This is a genomic window from Erythrobacter sp. W302b (assembly GCF_046452395.1).
Classification (GTDB): Bacteria; Pseudomonadota; Alphaproteobacteria; order Sphingomonadales; family Sphingomonadaceae; genus Erythrobacter.
Window position 1 is genome coordinate 1,698,646 of sequence record NZ_JBKFDH010000001.1, and the last position, 14,900, is coordinate 1,713,545.

The window sequence follows — 14,900 nt, forward strand, 5'->3', positions numbered from 1 at the left end:
ATGCCGCGACCAAAAGCGGGTCAAACCGGGGTAAAGTGGGCGCAAACGCCGCGACAGCCGAAAACGCCTGTTGGACGCTACTTCCAGGCGTGGATCGTGCCGGAATCGTCCAACAGGTAGAGCATCCCGTCAGCCACCAGCGGCGGCAGGCTGACCGGTTGGCCGATATCGGCAAACAGCGATGCCGAGCCTTCGCCTGCGCTGATCTTCCACATCTCGCCGCGCGAGCTTGCGACCCAGAGGTGGCCGCCGGCCAGCACCGGACCGGTCCAGAAGATCGGGCCCTTCTTGTCTTCCTCGTCCTTGTAGCGCTGGAGCTGCGTGATCCAGCGCACCCGGCCCGAAGACCGCGCAATGGCGAGCAAGCGTGCGTCATCGGTGAGGGTGAAGATCCACTCGCCCGCAATCGCCGGGGTGGAGATGCCCGCCAGGTTCAATTCCCAGATGCGCTGGCCGGTGACCAGTTCATAGGCGGCCATGCGGCCACCCTGCCCGAGCGCATAGACCCGGCCGGAATCGATGATCGGATCGGCGTCGATATCGGTGATGGAGCCGACCGTGGTCGAGATATTGGTGCGCGCCAAGGCGTCCGACCACAAGGTGCGGCCGTTCTCGTAGCGATAGGCCGACAGCTCGCCGCTCGAATAGCCGGCGACGATCGTGCCCTGCCCGGCGGCAGGCGCGGCCACGCCGAACACGCCTGACTGGGTGTTCGAACCCGATTCGTCCCACACCAGCGAACCATCGTTGATGTTGAGCGAGATGATCTGGTTGTCCTGCGTCATCACGAACAGCTGGCCGAAGGCAATCGTCGGCGAACCGCGCAACGGGCCAGCGGGCTTGACCTTCCACAGGACTTCGCCGGTCTCGGCGTTGACGGCCTTCACATCGCCCACCCCATTGGTGGCGTAAATCTTGCCCGCTTCGTAGCTCACCCCGCCACCGAAAGCGGAAGGTGCCTGATCCTTGGTCATGTCCTCTTCGCCGCGCGTCCACAGCCGGGCGCCGGTGGCCTTGTCGAAGGCGACGATCACCCCGTCCGTGCCTTCAGCGAACAGCTTGCCACTGCCAACCACCGGGGCAGAGGCCAGGCGCATCCGGTTGGTCGAGCCCGCGACGCTGGCGGTCCACACCTTGGTGGGATTTTCCGACAGAGCGAGGTGGCCGTAGGACTTGCTCGCCGCGCCGCCGGTCTGACCCCATTCGGGGTTGGTGCGCTGCGGCGGGAGGACGACGGAAATCCCGGCCAGCGCCGGATCGACCTCGGCCCCGCTTTCGATCCGCGAAAGGATCGGCATACGGTTGCCGATCGTCGGCGTGGTCTTGTCGTCCCCGCCGCCAAACAGCCCGCCCTTGCAGCCGGTCAGGCTTGCGGCGGCAAGGCCAGCCAGCAGGGCAGCGCGTGCAAATTTCATATCCGTCATTCCCGTCCGTCCTAAACTTCGTGCCTTATTCGGCCGCAGCAGTGGTCCCGGCGCCAGCCTCGGGCGCTCCGGCCGCGTCGTCCGTGACCCCTTCGTCCTTGAGCAGCTTCTTCACGTCGACCACCGCATCCACGCCCATCAGGCCCGCCATCTGGCGCGCACGGCTGCGCAGCGTTTCGGGCAGGTCTTCATCCTTGGCAATCGCGGCGAACATTGCGCCCGCCTCGGCACGGTTGCCCGCTTCGAGATGGGCCATCGCCACCAGTTCCCCGGCCGAGCCGAAATAGGCGCTGCCCGGCTTGGCGAGCGGCGCCAGCTGAGCGATCACATCCGCGGGCTTCATCCGGTCAAAGTTAAGGCTCACGTCGCGCACGCGGGCCAGATCGCGCAGCGCCGGGGGTGCCTCGGCGTCGGCAGCGATGGCCTTGAACAGGCCGGTCGCCTTGTCGTTGTTGCCCTCTTCGAGCGCCGCGGCCGCTTGCAGGAACCGCGCCGCCGCGCGCGCAGCGGGTGACGCATCGTCAGCCAGCAGCGGAGCGACCTTTTCCGACGCGGTCTTGAAATCGCGCCTGTCCATGTAATCGAGCGCGGAGATCAGCGTTTCGGACTGCTCCTCCAGCGCCTTTTCCGCGTAATGATCCCAGATCAGATAGCCGCCAAGCCCAGCCAGCCCGAGCAGGATCACGCCCAGCACCTTCATCCCGTGATCACGCATGAAGCTGTACAGCGCATCTTCGCGCACAGCCTCGTCGATCTCGCGGATCAGGACTTCGTCCTCGGGCGAGGGGGTAGCGGGGGCCGGGGTCGTGGTAGGCGTGCGCGCCATGGGGGCCTCGTAATCCTGATCAATGTCATGCGCCGCGCGTGGCGGCCGGAAGCGCGCTCTTTAGGCAGGTGAGGCCCTGCACGCAATGGTAGGCCGTGGGGTCGCAGCAGGGCGAGGCGGGGAATGGCTCAGGTGAATTGAACGGGGGATGAAGCGCCTCGGTTTCAAAAATCGCGCTCCATCGCGCTGGCATAGACTGCGGTGTAGCGGGCGAGCATGGCGGCAAGATCAAACTCGTCCTGCGCGCGGGTCCGGTTGGCGGCGCCCAGGCTTGCGCGCAGGGCTGCGTCCGCGGCCAGTTGCACCAGCGCGGCAGAGAGCGCGGGCGTATCATTCGGCGGCGTGATGATAGCGCGGTTCGGCACAGCGAGGATCGCGGCAATATCGCCGACATCGGGCGCGGCCACGGGCAACCCCGCCGCCATGGCTTCCACCACCGAGAGCGGGAACTGCTCGGAAGCGGACGATAGCGCGAAGATATCGAACAGGCCCACCACCCGCGCCGGATCGACCGCGCCGGGAAGGTGCAGGCGGTCCGCCATGCCGAACCGCTGGGCCGCAGTGAGGATCGCGGCGCGCTCCGGCCCCTCCCCGCAGATCACCAGATGCCATTCGGGCGGGAGCGCGGCGCAGGCCTCGACCAGCGCGGGAAGCTGCTTGACCGGGCGCAGACCCGCGAGCGTGCCGACCCAGCGCTGGCCTTGGGGCTTGCGCATCGGCAGCGCCGCCGGATCGGGCGCGGCGGCGAAGGCGGCGGTGTCGATCCCGTTGACGATGCGCTCGACCCGCCGTGCGGGCTGGCCCCACACCTCGCGCGCGGTGGCTTCGAGCCCGGTCGAAGGCACGATCACGGCCTCCGCCCCGCCCAGCGCCGCCCGGCGGTACAGATTGCGCGTGGGTTTGAGCCGCTCGGCCTCGTCCTCGTTGAAGCCGTCCTCGTGATGCACCAGCGGCGGCAGACCGAAGGCGCGCGCGAACAGCCGGTGCGCCATCACCGCATCCATTGCGCCCCAGTTATAGGTGCAGACGAGATCGAACCCCTGCATCGCCCGCGCCAGCCGCGCCAGCCGCCATGGGGTCGGCTTGCCTTTCAGCGCGGGAAAATCCTGCGGATAGGCCACGGGCACGCCGGAATGGATCAACGCAGCAGCCGCCATCGCATCCGGCTCTGCGGAGATAATGGTGTGGTGGAGACGGGCCCCCCAAGCATTCATCAGCCGGGCGCAGCGCACTTCCTTGCCGCCGGCGCTGAAGGTTGAATGGAGCTGCAGGATCCGGGGAACGCCCCCGGGGCTCTGGCTCACTCCACCCCGTCCAGCAGATCGAGGATCGCGGCGCGCACCTCGGGCTCGTCCAGCGTCGGCGCATGGCCCACGCGCGGGACGGTGATCGTCCGCATCGCCGGATTGCGCACGCCCATCTGCGTGACCGTTTCCGGGCTGAGCAGATCGGACAGGCCGCCGCGCACGAGCAGCATCGGCACATCGCGCAAGGCCTCGAAGGCGAGCCACAGGTTGGCCGGCGCTGCATTGCCGGGTTTGGCGAAAGGTTCGGCAATCGCCATGTCGTAATCGAAGCTGATCCGCCCGTTCTGCGTCACCACCATCGTCCGCTTGGCCATGTCGAGCCATTGGTCGATCCCGTAATCGGGAAAGGCCGCGCCGTGCGCCTCGGCCAGACCGCGCGCCGCGTGAACCCAGGTGGGGTAGCTGCGGCCCTGCCCGACATAGCCCGAAATGCGCGCCAGCCCCTCGGCATCCACCACCGGGCCGATGTCATTCATCACCACCGCCGCCATCCGGCCGGGCGCGCCATGCGCCATCAGCATCGTCATCAGCCCGCCCATCGAGGTGCCGATCGCCACGAAGCGGGAGATGCCCTGTTCGGCCAGCAGCTTTTCCACATCCGCGACATAGGTGACGGGCGAATAGGTGTCCGAATCCGGCGCGTAGTCGCTTTCCCCGCGCCCGCGCATCTCGGTCACGATCACCCGGCGCGTGGCCGACAGCACCTCGGCCAGCCCGGCAAAGTCGCGAGCGTTGCGGGTGAGGCCATGCATGCACAGCACCGGGCACAGGGTGCTCCCCTCCGGGCCGGGATAGTTGCGGTAATGCAGGTTCAACCCATCGCTGCTGGTCCAGAAGCGATCTTCGTATGTGGCGGCCATGACCGGCGATATTCCCTTTGGTCCAAGTGGCGCGCGCCTTGCGCTGCGCTACGCTTGTCCCCACTATCGCGGGATGAGCGAGCCTGTGCAACACCCGCCTGAAAATCACCCGTCTGCGGCCTATCGTGGCGACCCTGCGATCCTGACTCTGGCGGATTGGTTGGGCGACGCGGTGGCCCCCGCCGACTTCCCGGAGACGCGGCTGCGCTGGCGCAATGACCGGGCGGCGGCGAGCGTCGGGCTGGCAGGCCTTTCGGACGCCGATTGGGCCGCACATTTCGGGCGCTTCAAGCCCTTGCCGGATAACCTCCCCAGCCCGCTGGCGCTGCGCTATCACGGGCATCAGTTTCGGGTCTACAACCCCGAGATCGGCGACGGACGCGGGTTCCTGTTCGCGCAGCTGCGGGATGCGTCCGGCCGGCTGATGGACCTCGGCACCAAGGGTTCGGGCACCACGCCGTGGAGCCGGGCAGGCGATGGCCGACTGACGCTGAAGGGCGCGGTGCGCGAGATTCTCGCAACCGAGATGCTCGAAGCGCTTGGCGTCAACACCTCGAAGACCTTCAGCGTGATCGAGACCGGCGAGCGCTTATGGCGCGGGGACGAGCCCAGCCCCACCCGTTCCGCCGTGCTGGTGCGCCTCAGCCACTCGCATATCCGCATCGGCACGTTCCAGCGGTTGCTGGCGCTGGAGCAAGCGGACGAAATGGCGGCGCTGATCGACTATTGCCTCGCCCACTTCCCTGGCCCGCCCCCGCCCGAGGACGCGCCCGACCGCGACAATCCCGCGATCCGCCTGATGCACGCGGTGGTGGAACGCATGGCCGATCTTGCCGCGAGCTACATGGTCGCAGGCTTCGTCCATGGGGTGCTCAACACCGATAACATGAACGTCACCGGCGAGAGCTTCGACTACGGCCCGTGGCGCTGGCTGCCCGCGTGGGAGCCGGACTTCACCGCCGCCTATTTCGATCACGGCGGGCTCTACGCTTTCGGCCGCCAGCCCGAGGCGCTGCACTGGAACTGCGGTCAGTTGGCGGTCGCGCTCCGCCTCCATGCCGAGACCGCGCCGCTGGTCGCCGCGCTCGAACGGTTCGGGCCACTCTATATGGCGGCGGTGGCGCGGCGGTGGTGCTGGCGGCTGGGCGTGGTGCCGCAAGGGCTTGAGGCCGACACCCACCTGGTCGCCGCCTGCGAGGCGGCCATGCGCGACAGCAAGGCGCAGCCCGATGCCTTCTTCTTCGACCATCGCGGCGGGCGCGGGCCTGCGACGGATGCCGTGGCCGAGACGCTGGCGGGTTACACGCGGGTCCAAGACACCCACCCCTATTGGAGCGACCCCGCCCCGCAATCCCTGCTGATTGACGAGGTCGAAGCGATCTGGGCCGCCATCGCCGAGAATGACGACTGGGCGCCCCTCACCGCCAAGGTCGCCGCGCTGCGCCGGATGGGTGAGGCCCACGGCGCTGCGCCGATCCCCGCCGGTCATGGATAGCCAGCGCCGCCCCTATCTTTTCAGTCCCAGCCGCGATAGGGCGCGAAGTGACTGCGGGGGCAAACCAATCAGGCGGATAGCGGCACAATGGACGGCAACGTGACCGACAATATCCTTATCTCGACCGAACCGGCCAGCGGCGAGGAATTGTGGCGCGGGCCGATCAGCAACGTCGACGCAGCGGTCAGCACCGCGCGCCGCGCGTGGGCCGCGTGGGCCGCCCGGGCGCTGACCGATCGGATCGCGGTGATGCGCACCTTCTCCAATATCGTGAAGCGCGACAATGAAGAGCTCGCCACGCTGATCGCGCGCGAAGCGGGCAAGCCCCTGTGGGAAGCCCGGAGCGAAGTCGACGCGGTGGTGAACAAGGTCGATATCGCGGTGCAGGCCTATGCCGAGCGCACCGGCAAGAAGAAATTCGACTCCGGGATCAATGGCAGCGCCGCTGTGCGGCACAAGCCGCATGGGGTGATGGCGGTGCTCGGCCCCTATAACTTCCCCGCGCACCTGCCCAATGGCCACATCGTTCCGGCGCTGATCGCGGGGAACGCGGTGCTGTTCAAGCCTTCGGAAAAGACGCCTGCCGTCGGCGAAGCGCTGGTGTCGGCCTTCCACCGCGCGGGGGTGCCCGAAGATGTGATCCAGCTGGTTATCGGCGGACCGGAGGAAGGCAAGGCGCTGGTTGCCCATCCGGGGATCGACGGCGTGCTGTTCACCGGATCGGCACAGGCGGGGATCGCGATCAACCGCAAACTCGCCGCCAATCCGGGCAAGATCGTCGCGCTGGAAATGGGCGGCAACAATCCCATCGTCGTGATCGACACGCCCAAGCTGACCGATGCCGCCGCGGTGATCTTGCAGAGCGCGTTCACCAGCGCCGGGCAACGCTGCACCGCCGCGCGGCGGTTGATCGTGAAAGAGAGCATCTACGACGAACTGATGGCCGAACTCGTGCCGATGGCGCGCAAGCTGATGGTGGGCGACCCGCTGGGCGAACCCCAGCCCTTCATGGGGCCGGTGATCGATAACGAGACCGCTGATCGCCTGTCCGAAAGCTTCGTCGCCTTGATCACCGCCGGGGGCCGCGCGCTGCTGCATATGCGCCGCAGCGTCCCTGACCTGCCCTTCCTCAGCCCCGGCATCATCGATGTCACCGACATTCCCGACCGTCCCGATATCGAGCTGTTCGGCCCCCTGCTGCAGGTGATCCGCGTCCCCGATTTCGACACGGCCATTGCCGAGGCCAACAACACCCGCTTTGGCCTGTCCGCCTCGCTGATCGGGGGCAATCCCGATGATTACGGGCGGTTCTGGGCCAATATCCGCGCCGGGATCATCAACTGGAATTCGCCCACCAATGGCGCATCGTCCAAGGCCCCGTTCGGCGGGATCGGCTTGTCAGGCAATCACCGCCCCGCTGCCTATTACGCCGCCGACTATTGCGCCTATCCGGTCGCGAGCACCGAAATGGACCAGCCCCGCGCCACGATCATGGTCGGCCTGCGATCCTGACCCGTCGGTCTCATTCTGACGGTGCGCGGTAGAGCACCAGCACCCCGCTGAGGCCAGTGGCGGCCGGGCGGAGATGGACCAACAGGGTCTCCCCGCCCTCGCCCGTGGCGGCAATGATGTCCTCCGGCTTGGAAAAGCGCAGCACTCTGAGACCACCACGCAGCGCCTCGGTGTAGTGATATTGCAGCACATCCTCGGGCGGGGCGACACTGTGATAGCGGATGATCCTCAGTCCGCATGTTTCGCCATTGGCCCCGCCCGCCTGCATCACCATGGCCCCTGGCGGGATCGCGGCGACGCGCGGCAAGTCGGCGGCGAGCGCGAAGTCCTCGATCAACTGGTTTTCGCACACCGCCGGGGCGCCCATCGCGGCAAGCAGTTCGGCGGCGCTGGTCAGTGGGCCTAGCTCCTGGCCGCTTGCCACACCGCGCGCGGGCGGCGGCAGTTCTGGGATCGATCCGCGTTCGAGCAGGTCAAGCCGCAGTGCCTCACGCGCCTTGCTCGCCATTTCCGGGCTGGCGGTGATCACGGGAAGCGCGCCCGAATCGACAAAGCCGATCGCGGCGTTGGCCTCATTCCGGCTGGCGAGATCGGGATCGCTCATCAAAGGATCGTGCAGCGCCCGGGCGATGACCGGGTCGCGCGCGATCAGCGCCGTATTCTGGGCGACCTCCGCGGCCGGGTCCGCGCAAGCGGCGGCCATCAGGCACATCAAGGGAGCAAGCATCCGGCGCATCGGTCTGCTGTGCCACGGGATGGTTAATTTGCGCCTTACCCGGACATGAAAACGCCCCCGGAGTCCAAGGACTCCGAAGGCGCTTTCCGCGAAGGCGAATTTGCCCGCGCGCTGGCGACCACTAGGTGGGAATGGCCGCAAGAGGGTGAAACACGCGCAAGGGCCGGGATCGGCGCCAGCGGGTTTCCGAACTGTTGTTCATTTATACGGGCTCCAATCTGAACGAATCGGCATCACGCCTGTCAGCCGCCATTCATTTGGCCAGCGCGGTCCGGGCCGCTTGCACCGCACGGCTGCGGCCCCTAACGCCGCCCGGCCATGACCAGTCCCGCCCCCTCTCCTGCCCCCGCGGTATCCGGCCTTGCGCCAGCGCTGGGCGCTTACCTCATCTGGGGCTTCCTCCCGCTCTACCTGATCCTGGTGAAGACCGTGCCGCCGTTCGAATTCGTCGGCTGGCGGATCGTGTGGACGCTGCCGCTGTGCCTGCTGATCGTCGCCTACCGCCGCCAGTTTCCCGAACTGCTGGCCGCGTTGAAATCCCCGCGCAGCTTGCTGGCCCTGCTGGCGAGCGCGGTGCTGATCGGGATCAACTGGTTCGTCTATATCTGGGCGATCATGGCGGGCGAGGTGTTTGCGACAAGCATCGGCTATTACCTCAACCCGCTGCTCAATGTGCTGCTGGGCACGCTGGTGCTGGGGGAGAAGCTGTCACGCCGCCAATGGTTGGCGGTCGCCATCGCTGCCCTCGCCGTGGCGCTGCTCGCGGCAGGCGCGGTCACGAGCCTGTGGATCAGCCTCACACTTGGCTTCAGCTTTGCGCTCTACGGCCTTGTTCGCAAACAGGTGGCGGTCGGGTCACTGCCTGGCCTCACCATCGAAAGCGCGATCCTGCTGCTGCCCGCTGCCGGGATTGCAGCATGGTATGCGATGAGCCCGCAAGGCTCGTCCTTCGGACAGGACTGGTGGATGAGCGGGCTGATCATGTTCTCAGGCGTCGCCACCGCCGTTCCGTTGCTGCTGTTTGCGATTGCGGCGCGGCGGATGGATTATTCGACGCTGGGCTTCATCCAGTATCTCTCACCCACGATCGTGTTCTTCCTCGGCCTGTTCGTGTTCCACCAGCCGCTCGCCCCCGCAAAACTGGCGAGCTTCGTGCTGATCTGGGTCGCGGTCGGGGTGTTCGTCTGGGATATGTGGGCGAAGCGCAAGGCGGCGCTAACCTGATCCAACGCTGTTCGTGTCGAGCGTAGTCGAGACACCTGCACTCCGCCTCTCGACTACGCTCGAGGCGAACGGATGGCAGGATTTAACCGAGGAACCGCCACCCCAGCGTCTGGCCGCCGTGCCACGGCACGATTTCCTCACCCGTCACATGCAGCACCGGCGGGACGGCAAATTCGGCGCGTTCCAGAGTCACGCTCTCCTCATTCACCGGCAGCCTGTAGAACGCCGGGCCGTAGAGCGAGGCGAAGCCTTCGAAGCGGTCGAGCGCGCCTTCCTCGTCGAACACGGTAACGTAGCTTTCCAGCGCCGTCGGCGCGCCGAAGATGCCGGCACACCCGCAGGCACTCTCCTTGGCGCTGCGCAGGTGCGGGGCGCTGTCGGTGCCGAGGAAGAATTTCCCCGACCCGCCCGTTGCCGCCGCCCGCAGCGCCAGCCGGTGCGTCTCCCGCTTGGCGACGGGCAGGCAGTAATTGTGCGGCTGGATACCGCCGACCAGCATCGCGTTGCGGTTGATGTGGAGATGCTGCGGCGTGATGGTCGCGGCGACCTGGGGGCCAGCCGCCATCACGAAGTCCACCGCGTCGCTGGTGGTGATGTGCTCGAACACCACTCTCAGCTTCGGGAAGCTCGCAACAATCGCGCGCAAGTGCCGCTCGATAAATTCTTTTTCGCGGTCGAACACATCGACATTGTGATCCGTCACCTCGCCATGGATGCACAGCACGATGCCCTCGGCCTCCATCCGCGCCAGCACCGGGTAGAGGTTTTCGATGTTCGAAACCCCGGCGGCCGAGTTGGTGGTGGCGTTGGCGGGGTACATCTTGGCGGCGGTGAACACGCCTGTCGCCGCGCCGCGCGCCAGATCGTCGGCATCGGTGTTATCGGTGAGGTAGCACGTCATCAGCGGTTCAAACTGCACGCCGTCAGGGACGGCGGCGCGGATGCGGTCGCGATAGGCTGCGCCCAATTCCGTGGTCGTCACCGGCGGAGTGAGGTTGGGCATCACGATCGCCCGGGCAAACTGCCGCGCGGTATAGGGCACCACCTCGCGCATCACCGCGCCATCGCGGAAATGCAGATGCCAGTCATCAGGGCGGCGGATCGTGAGGCGGTCTGGCGCGGACATCAAAAACTCCGTTCGTGCTGAGCTTGTCGAAGCACCGTCTTTCTTCTGGCTTCGGGCGCTAGAAGAACTGCGGCCCTTCGACAAGCTCAGGGCGAACGGTGATTGATGCGTAGCGGTTGCATCCCTACGTCTGCGCTATGGAAACCCATCTGACCACCCGCGCGCTGATCCGCCTCTCCCCCTTGGACGAAAGCGAGGATGTCGCCGCCTTCCTTCAGGGCCTCGTCACCAATGACACCGCGGGACCGCTGCCCTGCTACGCTGCGCTGCTCAGCGCGCAGGGCAAGCACCTGTTCGATTTTCTGGTCTGGGCCGACCCGGCGGGTCTGCTGCTCGATTGCGAGGCAGCGCTGGCGGACGATCTGGTCAAGCGCCTCAGCATGTACCGCCTGCGCCGCAAGATCGCGATTGCGCGCGAGGCAGCGCTGGCGGTGCACTGGAGCGTGGACGCCCATCCCGGCGCAGTCCCCGATCCGCGCCTCGCAGATCTCGGCTACCGCTGGCTCGCCGCGCCCGGTGGGGAACCCGCCGACGCCGCCTGGCTCGCCCACCGCCTGTCGCTCGGTGTGTCCGAAGGGCGCGGGGAACTCGGCGATATCCTGTGGCTGGAAACCAACGCGGTCGAACTGAACGGCGTCAGCTTCACCAAGGGCTGCTATGTCGGGCAGGAGAACACCGCGCGGATGAACTGGCGCCAGAAGGTCAATCGGCGGCTGGTCGTGGTGCCGCTGGCTGCCTCGGACGAAGCGCGGCGCGTGGCGGCCTATCCCGCGCTCGGGCTGGCGGTCGATCACTTGCGGGTGGAGACCCTCGATCCCGCTGCCCTGCCCACCTGGCAGCGCGCGGGCGTGACGCGCGAGGCCTAAACCGTCTGGTGCCCGGCGAGGCTCGCTTCGAGCATCGCGGTCGCCCGCTCACGCGCGGCATCGCGCGGCAGGTCCAGCGACTTGGCCAGCGCCCCGCCGATCAGGGCGTCGCCCAACGCCATCAGAACCAGCGACAGCGTGTCGCGGTGCAGTCGCCGTTCGACCAGATGTTCCTCCGTCTCATCCGGGGCGAGCTCGTCGAGCAACTCATGGATGATCGAGATGATCGGATCGAGCGCGTCATCATTGCCGGTCAGCAGCATCCAACTGGTCAACGCGCCCGCCCCTTCGCGGTCGAAAGCGTCGAACGCGAGATCCACCACCTCCCGCGCCGAGCCCATGCCGGCGCGGCTGGCGTGGACAGCTTGGAGGATCGTCTCGCACACGGTGCGCGCGATGTGTTCAGCGAGCGCCTTTTGCAGGCCGGATGCCGAGCCGAAATGGTGCAGCAGGTTCGCATGCGTCCGCCCAATCCGGGCCGAGACCGCCTTCAGCGTCACCGCCTGCGGCCCGGTCTCGATGAGCAGCGCACGCGCGGCCGAGAGCGCAGAACTGCGGGATTCCTCGGGCGTTAACCGTTTGCGACTGACCATAGGAGCGCGGCACTAACCGGTTTTGCGGTTGCGAACAAGGTGCCGGGACGAGGACGTCGGATCAGGCCGCGCGGGCAAATGGAGCCGGATCCATGTCCGCCTCCAGATCGAGCGCGTACTCGACCGATTCGACCGCGCCGCCGCGCGCCAGACTATGCCGACCGCCCGTCCGGCCCGTCGGCACGAAGCCAAGCTTGCGCAGCACCTTGCCCGAGGCGGGGTTGTCGACGAAGTGTCCCGCGGTCACCCGCCTGTGACCCAGCGTGCGCGCAATCCGCAGCACTGCGCCCGCTGCCTCGGTAGCATAGCCGCGGCCCCAATGGTCGCGCGCAATCCAGTAGCCGATCTCGGGCTGGCCCTCATGCTCGCCCATCCCGGCCGAACCGATCACGCCGACGCCGGGCAAAGTCACGAGGAAGTGCGGCAGGCGCATATCCTGCGGCAGCGCAGCAAAGGCGCGCGCATCGTCCATGCCATAGGGCCAGGGCGCGCGCGCCAGATTGCGCACGACCGCCTCGTCATTGATTCCCGCCAGAATGGCCTCGCAATCCTCCGGGAAAGCGGGTCTCAGGAACAGTCTGTGGCTGCGATGGAACACGAGAACTCCCTTCCTCGCCCGGCGCACCCCTAGAGGCAACGCATGACAATTTCATGGCCGCGAAACTTTGTGATTCGCGCGGCAGGTGAGGGAGAAAGCAAAAAGGGAGACGGACCCCCTCTGGCGAGGACGGTCCTGTCTCCCTCTTGTGGCAGGTTTTGCACCTGCCGGGACCATCCTTGCCGGACGATCCCTTTATCGAATCGTCCGCTTATTCGGCGGCTTCGGCCATCGCATCTACGCTGACGTATTTGCGGCCAAGCTTGCCCGAGTGGAATCGCACCACGCCTTCGGCGAGCGAATAGAGCGTGTGATCCTTGCCCATGCCGACATTGACGCCGGGATAGACGCGGGTGCCGCGCTGACGGATGATAATGTTGCCGCCGATCACTTCCTGACCGCCGAACTTCTTCACGCCAAGGCGACGACCGGCCGAATCACGACCGTTACGCGACGAACCGCCTGCTTTCTTGTGTGCCATGGTTCAGTCGCTCCTTATTCGGCCGATGCCGCGGCTTCAGCCGGCGCTTCGGTCTTGGTCTTCTTCGCAGCCGCCTTCTTGGCGGGCTTGGCTTCGGCTGCACCAACGGCGGTGATGCGCAGCAGGGTCATCTGCTGGCGATGGCCGTTCTTGCGGCGATAGTTGTGACGGCGACGCTTCTTGAAAACGATCACCTTCTCGCTCTTGGCCTGAGCGATGATTTCCGCCGAAACGGTCACCTTGCTCACATCGGCGAGATCGTCGCCTTCGCCGGCGAGCAGGATGTCGCCCAGCGTGATGGTGTCACCGGCTTCGCCAGCGAGCTTTTCAACGGCAATCTTGTCTCCGGCGGCAACGCGGTACTGTTTGCCACCAGTGCGCACTACAGCGAACATGGCTTTATACTCTCGTGTCTGAGCCAATCGGGAACAGCCAGGAAACGCCAAGCCAACCGAACGGCAATGCGAGGCATGCGCGGATGCAGCCCCGGAAAGATGCGTGCCGTTAGGGGAAAGGCGGGGCCAAGTCAACGCCCGCTTGATGGGAAAGCCGCCTGAAAAGGATCACGCTCTCAGGTGTGAGGTCTCTTTGCCATCCCCGGGTGTCATGCTAACAGGACATGGGATTTTTATGCAGGCAAATTCGAAAAATACGTTGGGTGTGGTGCTGCTCGCTGCGGCGCTGACGGGGTGCGCTGCGGATGCGGGACGCTATCCCTCGCTGGCGATGCGCCCGTTCGAGCGCGGCCCTGCGCCCGAAACCCCTGCCCCGCCGCAAGTGATTCGCCCGGCGACACCCGCAGCCCGCCTCGCTGAATTGCGCGATGCTGCTGCCGCTTCGCACGCGGCCTTTCTGGCCCGCGAGGATGACGCAGGGCGACTCGTGCGCAGCGCCGCCGGACAGCCGTTCGAAAGCGCATCGCGCGCCGCCGCTATGGTGGCCTTGGCCGATCTGGACTCAACACGTGGGGCGACCGCCGCCACGCTGGCTGCACTCGACACGCTGGCCGCCGAGGCTGCCGCCACGCTCAGCCCCGATCCGGCGCTCAGCCAGACGCAAACCGAAGTCGCCGCCCTGCTCGGCCGTGAGGACGAGAGCATCGCGCGGCTGTGGAAGGCTATGGGATCATGAACCTCGCGTGCACCACCTGCCCCGTGAACGAGACCGCGGCCTGTGCGGTGCTCACCCCGGAAGAGCGCAACGCCATGGCCGCTGCCGGACGCACCCGCACGTTGAAGCGCGGCGAGATGCTGTTTGCCGCCGGCGATGAAGACGCTGCCTGTGCCACGTTGCAATCGGGTGCGCTCAAGGTTTCGGCCATCGACCAAGATGGGAACGAGCAGATCCTCGCCCTCGTCCACCCGGCGGGCTTCATCGGCGAACTCTTCGCCCCCTTTGCGCATCACGATGTGGTGGCGCTGACCGAAAGCCGCCTGTGCACCTTCGCCAAGCGCGATATCGAGCGCGCGATCGAGGATTACCCCGCGCTGGCGCGCGCGCTGCTGCGCCGCAGTCAGGCCGATCTGCTGGCGACCCGCAATCTGCTCGAACTCACCGGCCATGCCAGCGCCGAAGCCCGGCTTGCGGCGCTGCTCCACGATTTTGCCGCAGCGGCGAGCGAAAGCTCATGCCATCTCGCGAAGTTCTTTGAACTGCCGCTGACCCGCGGCGAGATCGCCAATATGCTCGGCCTCACCATCGAGACGGTGAGCCGCAAACTGGGCGAATTGGAAGACATGGGCGCGATCCGGCGCGAGGGTAAGCGCGGCATCACGCTGCTCGATGCGACGATGTTGCAGGACATCTCGGGAAGGTAAGGAGTTCGGGGCGGCGGCTTGGGAGAGGTGCTGCC

16 protein-coding genes are annotated in these 14,900 nt (G+C 66.6%); 6 read left to right on the top strand and 10 right to left on the bottom strand.

Annotated elements, in window-relative coordinates; translation table 11 throughout:
* Positions 1 to 77: 77 nt before the first annotated feature.
* The 4 genes from ACLBKT_RS08245 to ACLBKT_RS08260 form a co-directional block, all read right to left on the bottom strand.
* Positions 78 to 1,415 (bottom strand): PQQ-binding-like beta-propeller repeat protein, encoded by a 1,338-nt coding sequence (locus ACLBKT_RS08245; RefSeq protein ID WP_410182444.1) that lies wholly within the window; start codon positions 1,413 to 1,415, stop codon positions 78 to 80.
* A 34-nt stretch (positions 1,416 to 1,449) separates the two neighbouring features.
* Entirely contained in the window at positions 1,450 to 2,250 is an 801-nt protein-coding gene (locus tag ACLBKT_RS08250) for a tetratricopeptide repeat protein (RefSeq protein WP_410182445.1), read from the bottom strand.
* Between the two features lie 164 nt (positions 2,251 to 2,414).
* A complete protein-coding gene (locus ACLBKT_RS08255) occupies positions 2,415 to 3,464 on the bottom strand; it encodes a glycosyltransferase (protein WP_410182446.1) in 1,050 nt (349 codons plus the stop codon).
* A gap of 86 nt (positions 3,465 to 3,550) precedes the next feature.
* Positions 3,551 to 4,417 carry an alpha/beta fold hydrolase gene (locus ACLBKT_RS08260; protein ID WP_410182447.1) on the bottom strand — a complete coding sequence of 289 codons (867 nt, stop codon included), beginning with the start codon at positions 4,415 to 4,417 and terminating at the stop codon, positions 3,551 to 3,553.
* A 73-nt stretch (positions 4,418 to 4,490) separates the two neighbouring features.
* On the opposite strand from ACLBKT_RS08260, the gene ACLBKT_RS08265 reads away from it, so the two are divergent.
* Entirely contained in the window at positions 4,491 to 5,912 is a 1,422-nt protein-coding gene (locus ACLBKT_RS08265; protein WP_410182448.1) for a protein adenylyltransferase SelO, read from the top strand.
* An 87-nt stretch (positions 5,913 to 5,999) separates the two neighbouring features.
* Positions 6,000 to 7,424 (top strand): succinylglutamate-semialdehyde dehydrogenase, encoded by a 1,425-nt coding sequence (astD, locus tag ACLBKT_RS08270; protein WP_410182449.1) that lies wholly within the window; start codon positions 6,000 to 6,002, stop codon positions 7,422 to 7,424.
* 10 nt (positions 7,425 to 7,434) lie between these two features.
* Here the strand turns inward: astD and ACLBKT_RS08275 are convergent, their stop codons facing one another.
* Positions 7,435 to 8,127, bottom strand: a complete 693-nt coding sequence (locus tag ACLBKT_RS08275; protein ID WP_410182450.1) for a hypothetical protein — start codon at positions 8,125 to 8,127, stop codon at positions 7,435 to 7,437.
* Between the two features lie 351 nt (positions 8,128 to 8,478).
* Between ACLBKT_RS08275 and rarD the strand changes: the two genes are divergently transcribed.
* Entirely contained in the window at positions 8,479 to 9,384 is a 906-nt protein-coding gene (rarD, locus tag ACLBKT_RS08280) for an EamA family transporter RarD (protein ID WP_410182451.1), read from the top strand.
* A gap of 82 nt (positions 9,385 to 9,466) precedes the next feature.
* Here rarD and pyrC read toward each other — a convergent pair whose 3' ends face one another.
* Positions 9,467 to 10,510, bottom strand: coding sequence for a dihydroorotase (gene pyrC / locus ACLBKT_RS08285; RefSeq protein WP_410182452.1), 1,044 nt, complete (start codon positions 10,508 to 10,510; stop codon positions 9,467 to 9,469).
* A 137-nt stretch (positions 10,511 to 10,647) separates the two neighbouring features.
* Here pyrC and ACLBKT_RS08290 point away from each other — a divergent pair, with 137 nt between their 5' ends.
* Positions 10,648 to 11,376: a YgfZ/GcvT domain-containing protein gene (locus ACLBKT_RS08290; protein WP_410182453.1), complete on the top strand. Its 729-nt coding sequence runs from the start codon at positions 10,648 to 10,650 to the stop codon at positions 11,374 to 11,376.
* Here ACLBKT_RS08290 and ACLBKT_RS08295 read toward each other — a convergent pair.
* From ACLBKT_RS08295 to rplU, 4 genes are all read right to left on the bottom strand, one after another.
* Complete coding sequence (locus tag ACLBKT_RS08295; RefSeq protein WP_410182454.1) at positions 11,373 to 11,969, bottom strand: TetR/AcrR family transcriptional regulator; 597 nt, start codon at positions 11,967 to 11,969, stop codon at positions 11,373 to 11,375. The two genes, ACLBKT_RS08290 and ACLBKT_RS08295, sit on opposite strands and share 4 nt — an antisense overlap.
* A gap of 61 nt (positions 11,970 to 12,030) precedes the next feature.
* Positions 12,031 to 12,567, bottom strand: a complete 537-nt coding sequence (locus ACLBKT_RS08300) for a GNAT family N-acetyltransferase (RefSeq protein WP_410182455.1) — start codon at positions 12,565 to 12,567, stop codon at positions 12,031 to 12,033.
* A gap of 211 nt (positions 12,568 to 12,778) precedes the next feature.
* Positions 12,779 to 13,048 carry a 50S ribosomal protein L27 gene (gene rpmA, locus ACLBKT_RS08305; protein WP_068351314.1) on the bottom strand — a complete coding sequence of 90 codons (270 nt, stop codon included), beginning with the start codon at positions 13,046 to 13,048 and terminating at the stop codon, positions 12,779 to 12,781.
* Positions 13,049 to 13,062: 14 nt separating this feature from the next.
* Entirely contained in the window at positions 13,063 to 13,443 is a 381-nt protein-coding gene (gene rplU, locus ACLBKT_RS08310) for a 50S ribosomal protein L21 (RefSeq protein ID WP_410182456.1), read from the bottom strand.
* Positions 13,444 to 13,678: 235 nt separating this feature from the next.
* On the opposite strand from rplU, the gene ACLBKT_RS08315 reads away from it, so the two are divergent.
* Both ACLBKT_RS08315 and ACLBKT_RS08320 read left to right on the top strand, forming a co-directional pair.
* A complete protein-coding gene (locus ACLBKT_RS08315) occupies positions 13,679 to 14,179 on the top strand; it encodes a hypothetical protein (RefSeq protein WP_410182457.1) in 501 nt (166 codons plus the stop codon).
* Positions 14,176 to 14,865, top strand: a complete 690-nt coding sequence (locus ACLBKT_RS08320; protein ID WP_410182458.1) for a Crp/Fnr family transcriptional regulator — start codon at positions 14,176 to 14,178, stop codon at positions 14,863 to 14,865. The genes ACLBKT_RS08315 and ACLBKT_RS08320 overlap by 4 nt, the downstream gene beginning before the upstream one ends.
* Positions 14,866 to 14,900 lie beyond the last annotated feature (35 nt).

Excerpts from the sequence above, each read along its gene's own strand:
- ACLBKT_RS08245 (WP_410182444.1), bottom strand. The coding sequence starts at position 1,415 with ATGAAATTTGCACGCGCTGCCCTGCTGGCTGGCCTTGCCGCCGCAAGC.
- ACLBKT_RS08250 (WP_410182445.1), bottom strand. The coding sequence starts at position 2,250 with ATGGCGCGCACGCCTACCACGACCCCGGCCCCCGCTACCCCCTCGCCC.
- ACLBKT_RS08255 (WP_410182446.1), bottom strand. The coding sequence starts at position 3,464 with ATGAATGCTTGGGGGGCCCGTCTCCACCACACCATTATCTCCGCAGAG.
- ACLBKT_RS08260 (WP_410182447.1), bottom strand. The coding sequence starts at position 4,417 with ATGGCCGCCACATACGAAGATCGCTTCTGGACCAGCAGCGATGGGTTG.
- ACLBKT_RS08265 (WP_410182448.1), top strand. The coding sequence starts at position 4,491 with ATGAGCGAGCCTGTGCAACACCCGCCTGAAAATCACCCGTCTGCGGCC.
- astD (WP_410182449.1), top strand. The coding sequence starts at position 6,000 with ATGGACGGCAACGTGACCGACAATATCCTTATCTCGACCGAACCGGCC.
- ACLBKT_RS08275 (WP_410182450.1), bottom strand. The coding sequence starts at position 8,127 with ATGGCCGCCGCTTGCGCGGACCCGGCCGCGGAGGTCGCCCAGAATACG.
- rarD (WP_410182451.1), top strand. The coding sequence starts at position 8,479 with ATGACCAGTCCCGCCCCCTCTCCTGCCCCCGCGGTATCCGGCCTTGCG.
- pyrC (WP_410182452.1), bottom strand. The coding sequence starts at position 10,510 with ATGTCCGCGCCAGACCGCCTCACGATCCGCCGCCCTGATGACTGGCAT.
- ACLBKT_RS08290 (WP_410182453.1), top strand. The coding sequence starts at position 10,648 with ATGGAAACCCATCTGACCACCCGCGCGCTGATCCGCCTCTCCCCCTTG.
- ACLBKT_RS08295 (WP_410182454.1), bottom strand. The coding sequence starts at position 11,969 with ATGGTCAGTCGCAAACGGTTAACGCCCGAGGAATCCCGCAGTTCTGCG.
- rpmA (WP_068351314.1), bottom strand. The coding sequence starts at position 13,048 with ATGGCACACAAGAAAGCAGGCGGTTCGTCGCGTAACGGTCGTGATTCG.
- rplU (WP_410182456.1), bottom strand. The coding sequence starts at position 13,443 with ATGTTCGCTGTAGTGCGCACTGGTGGCAAACAGTACCGCGTTGCCGCC.
- ACLBKT_RS08315 (WP_410182457.1), top strand. The coding sequence starts at position 13,679 with ATGCAGGCAAATTCGAAAAATACGTTGGGTGTGGTGCTGCTCGCTGCG.
- ACLBKT_RS08320 (WP_410182458.1), top strand. The coding sequence starts at position 14,176 with ATGAACCTCGCGTGCACCACCTGCCCCGTGAACGAGACCGCGGCCTGT.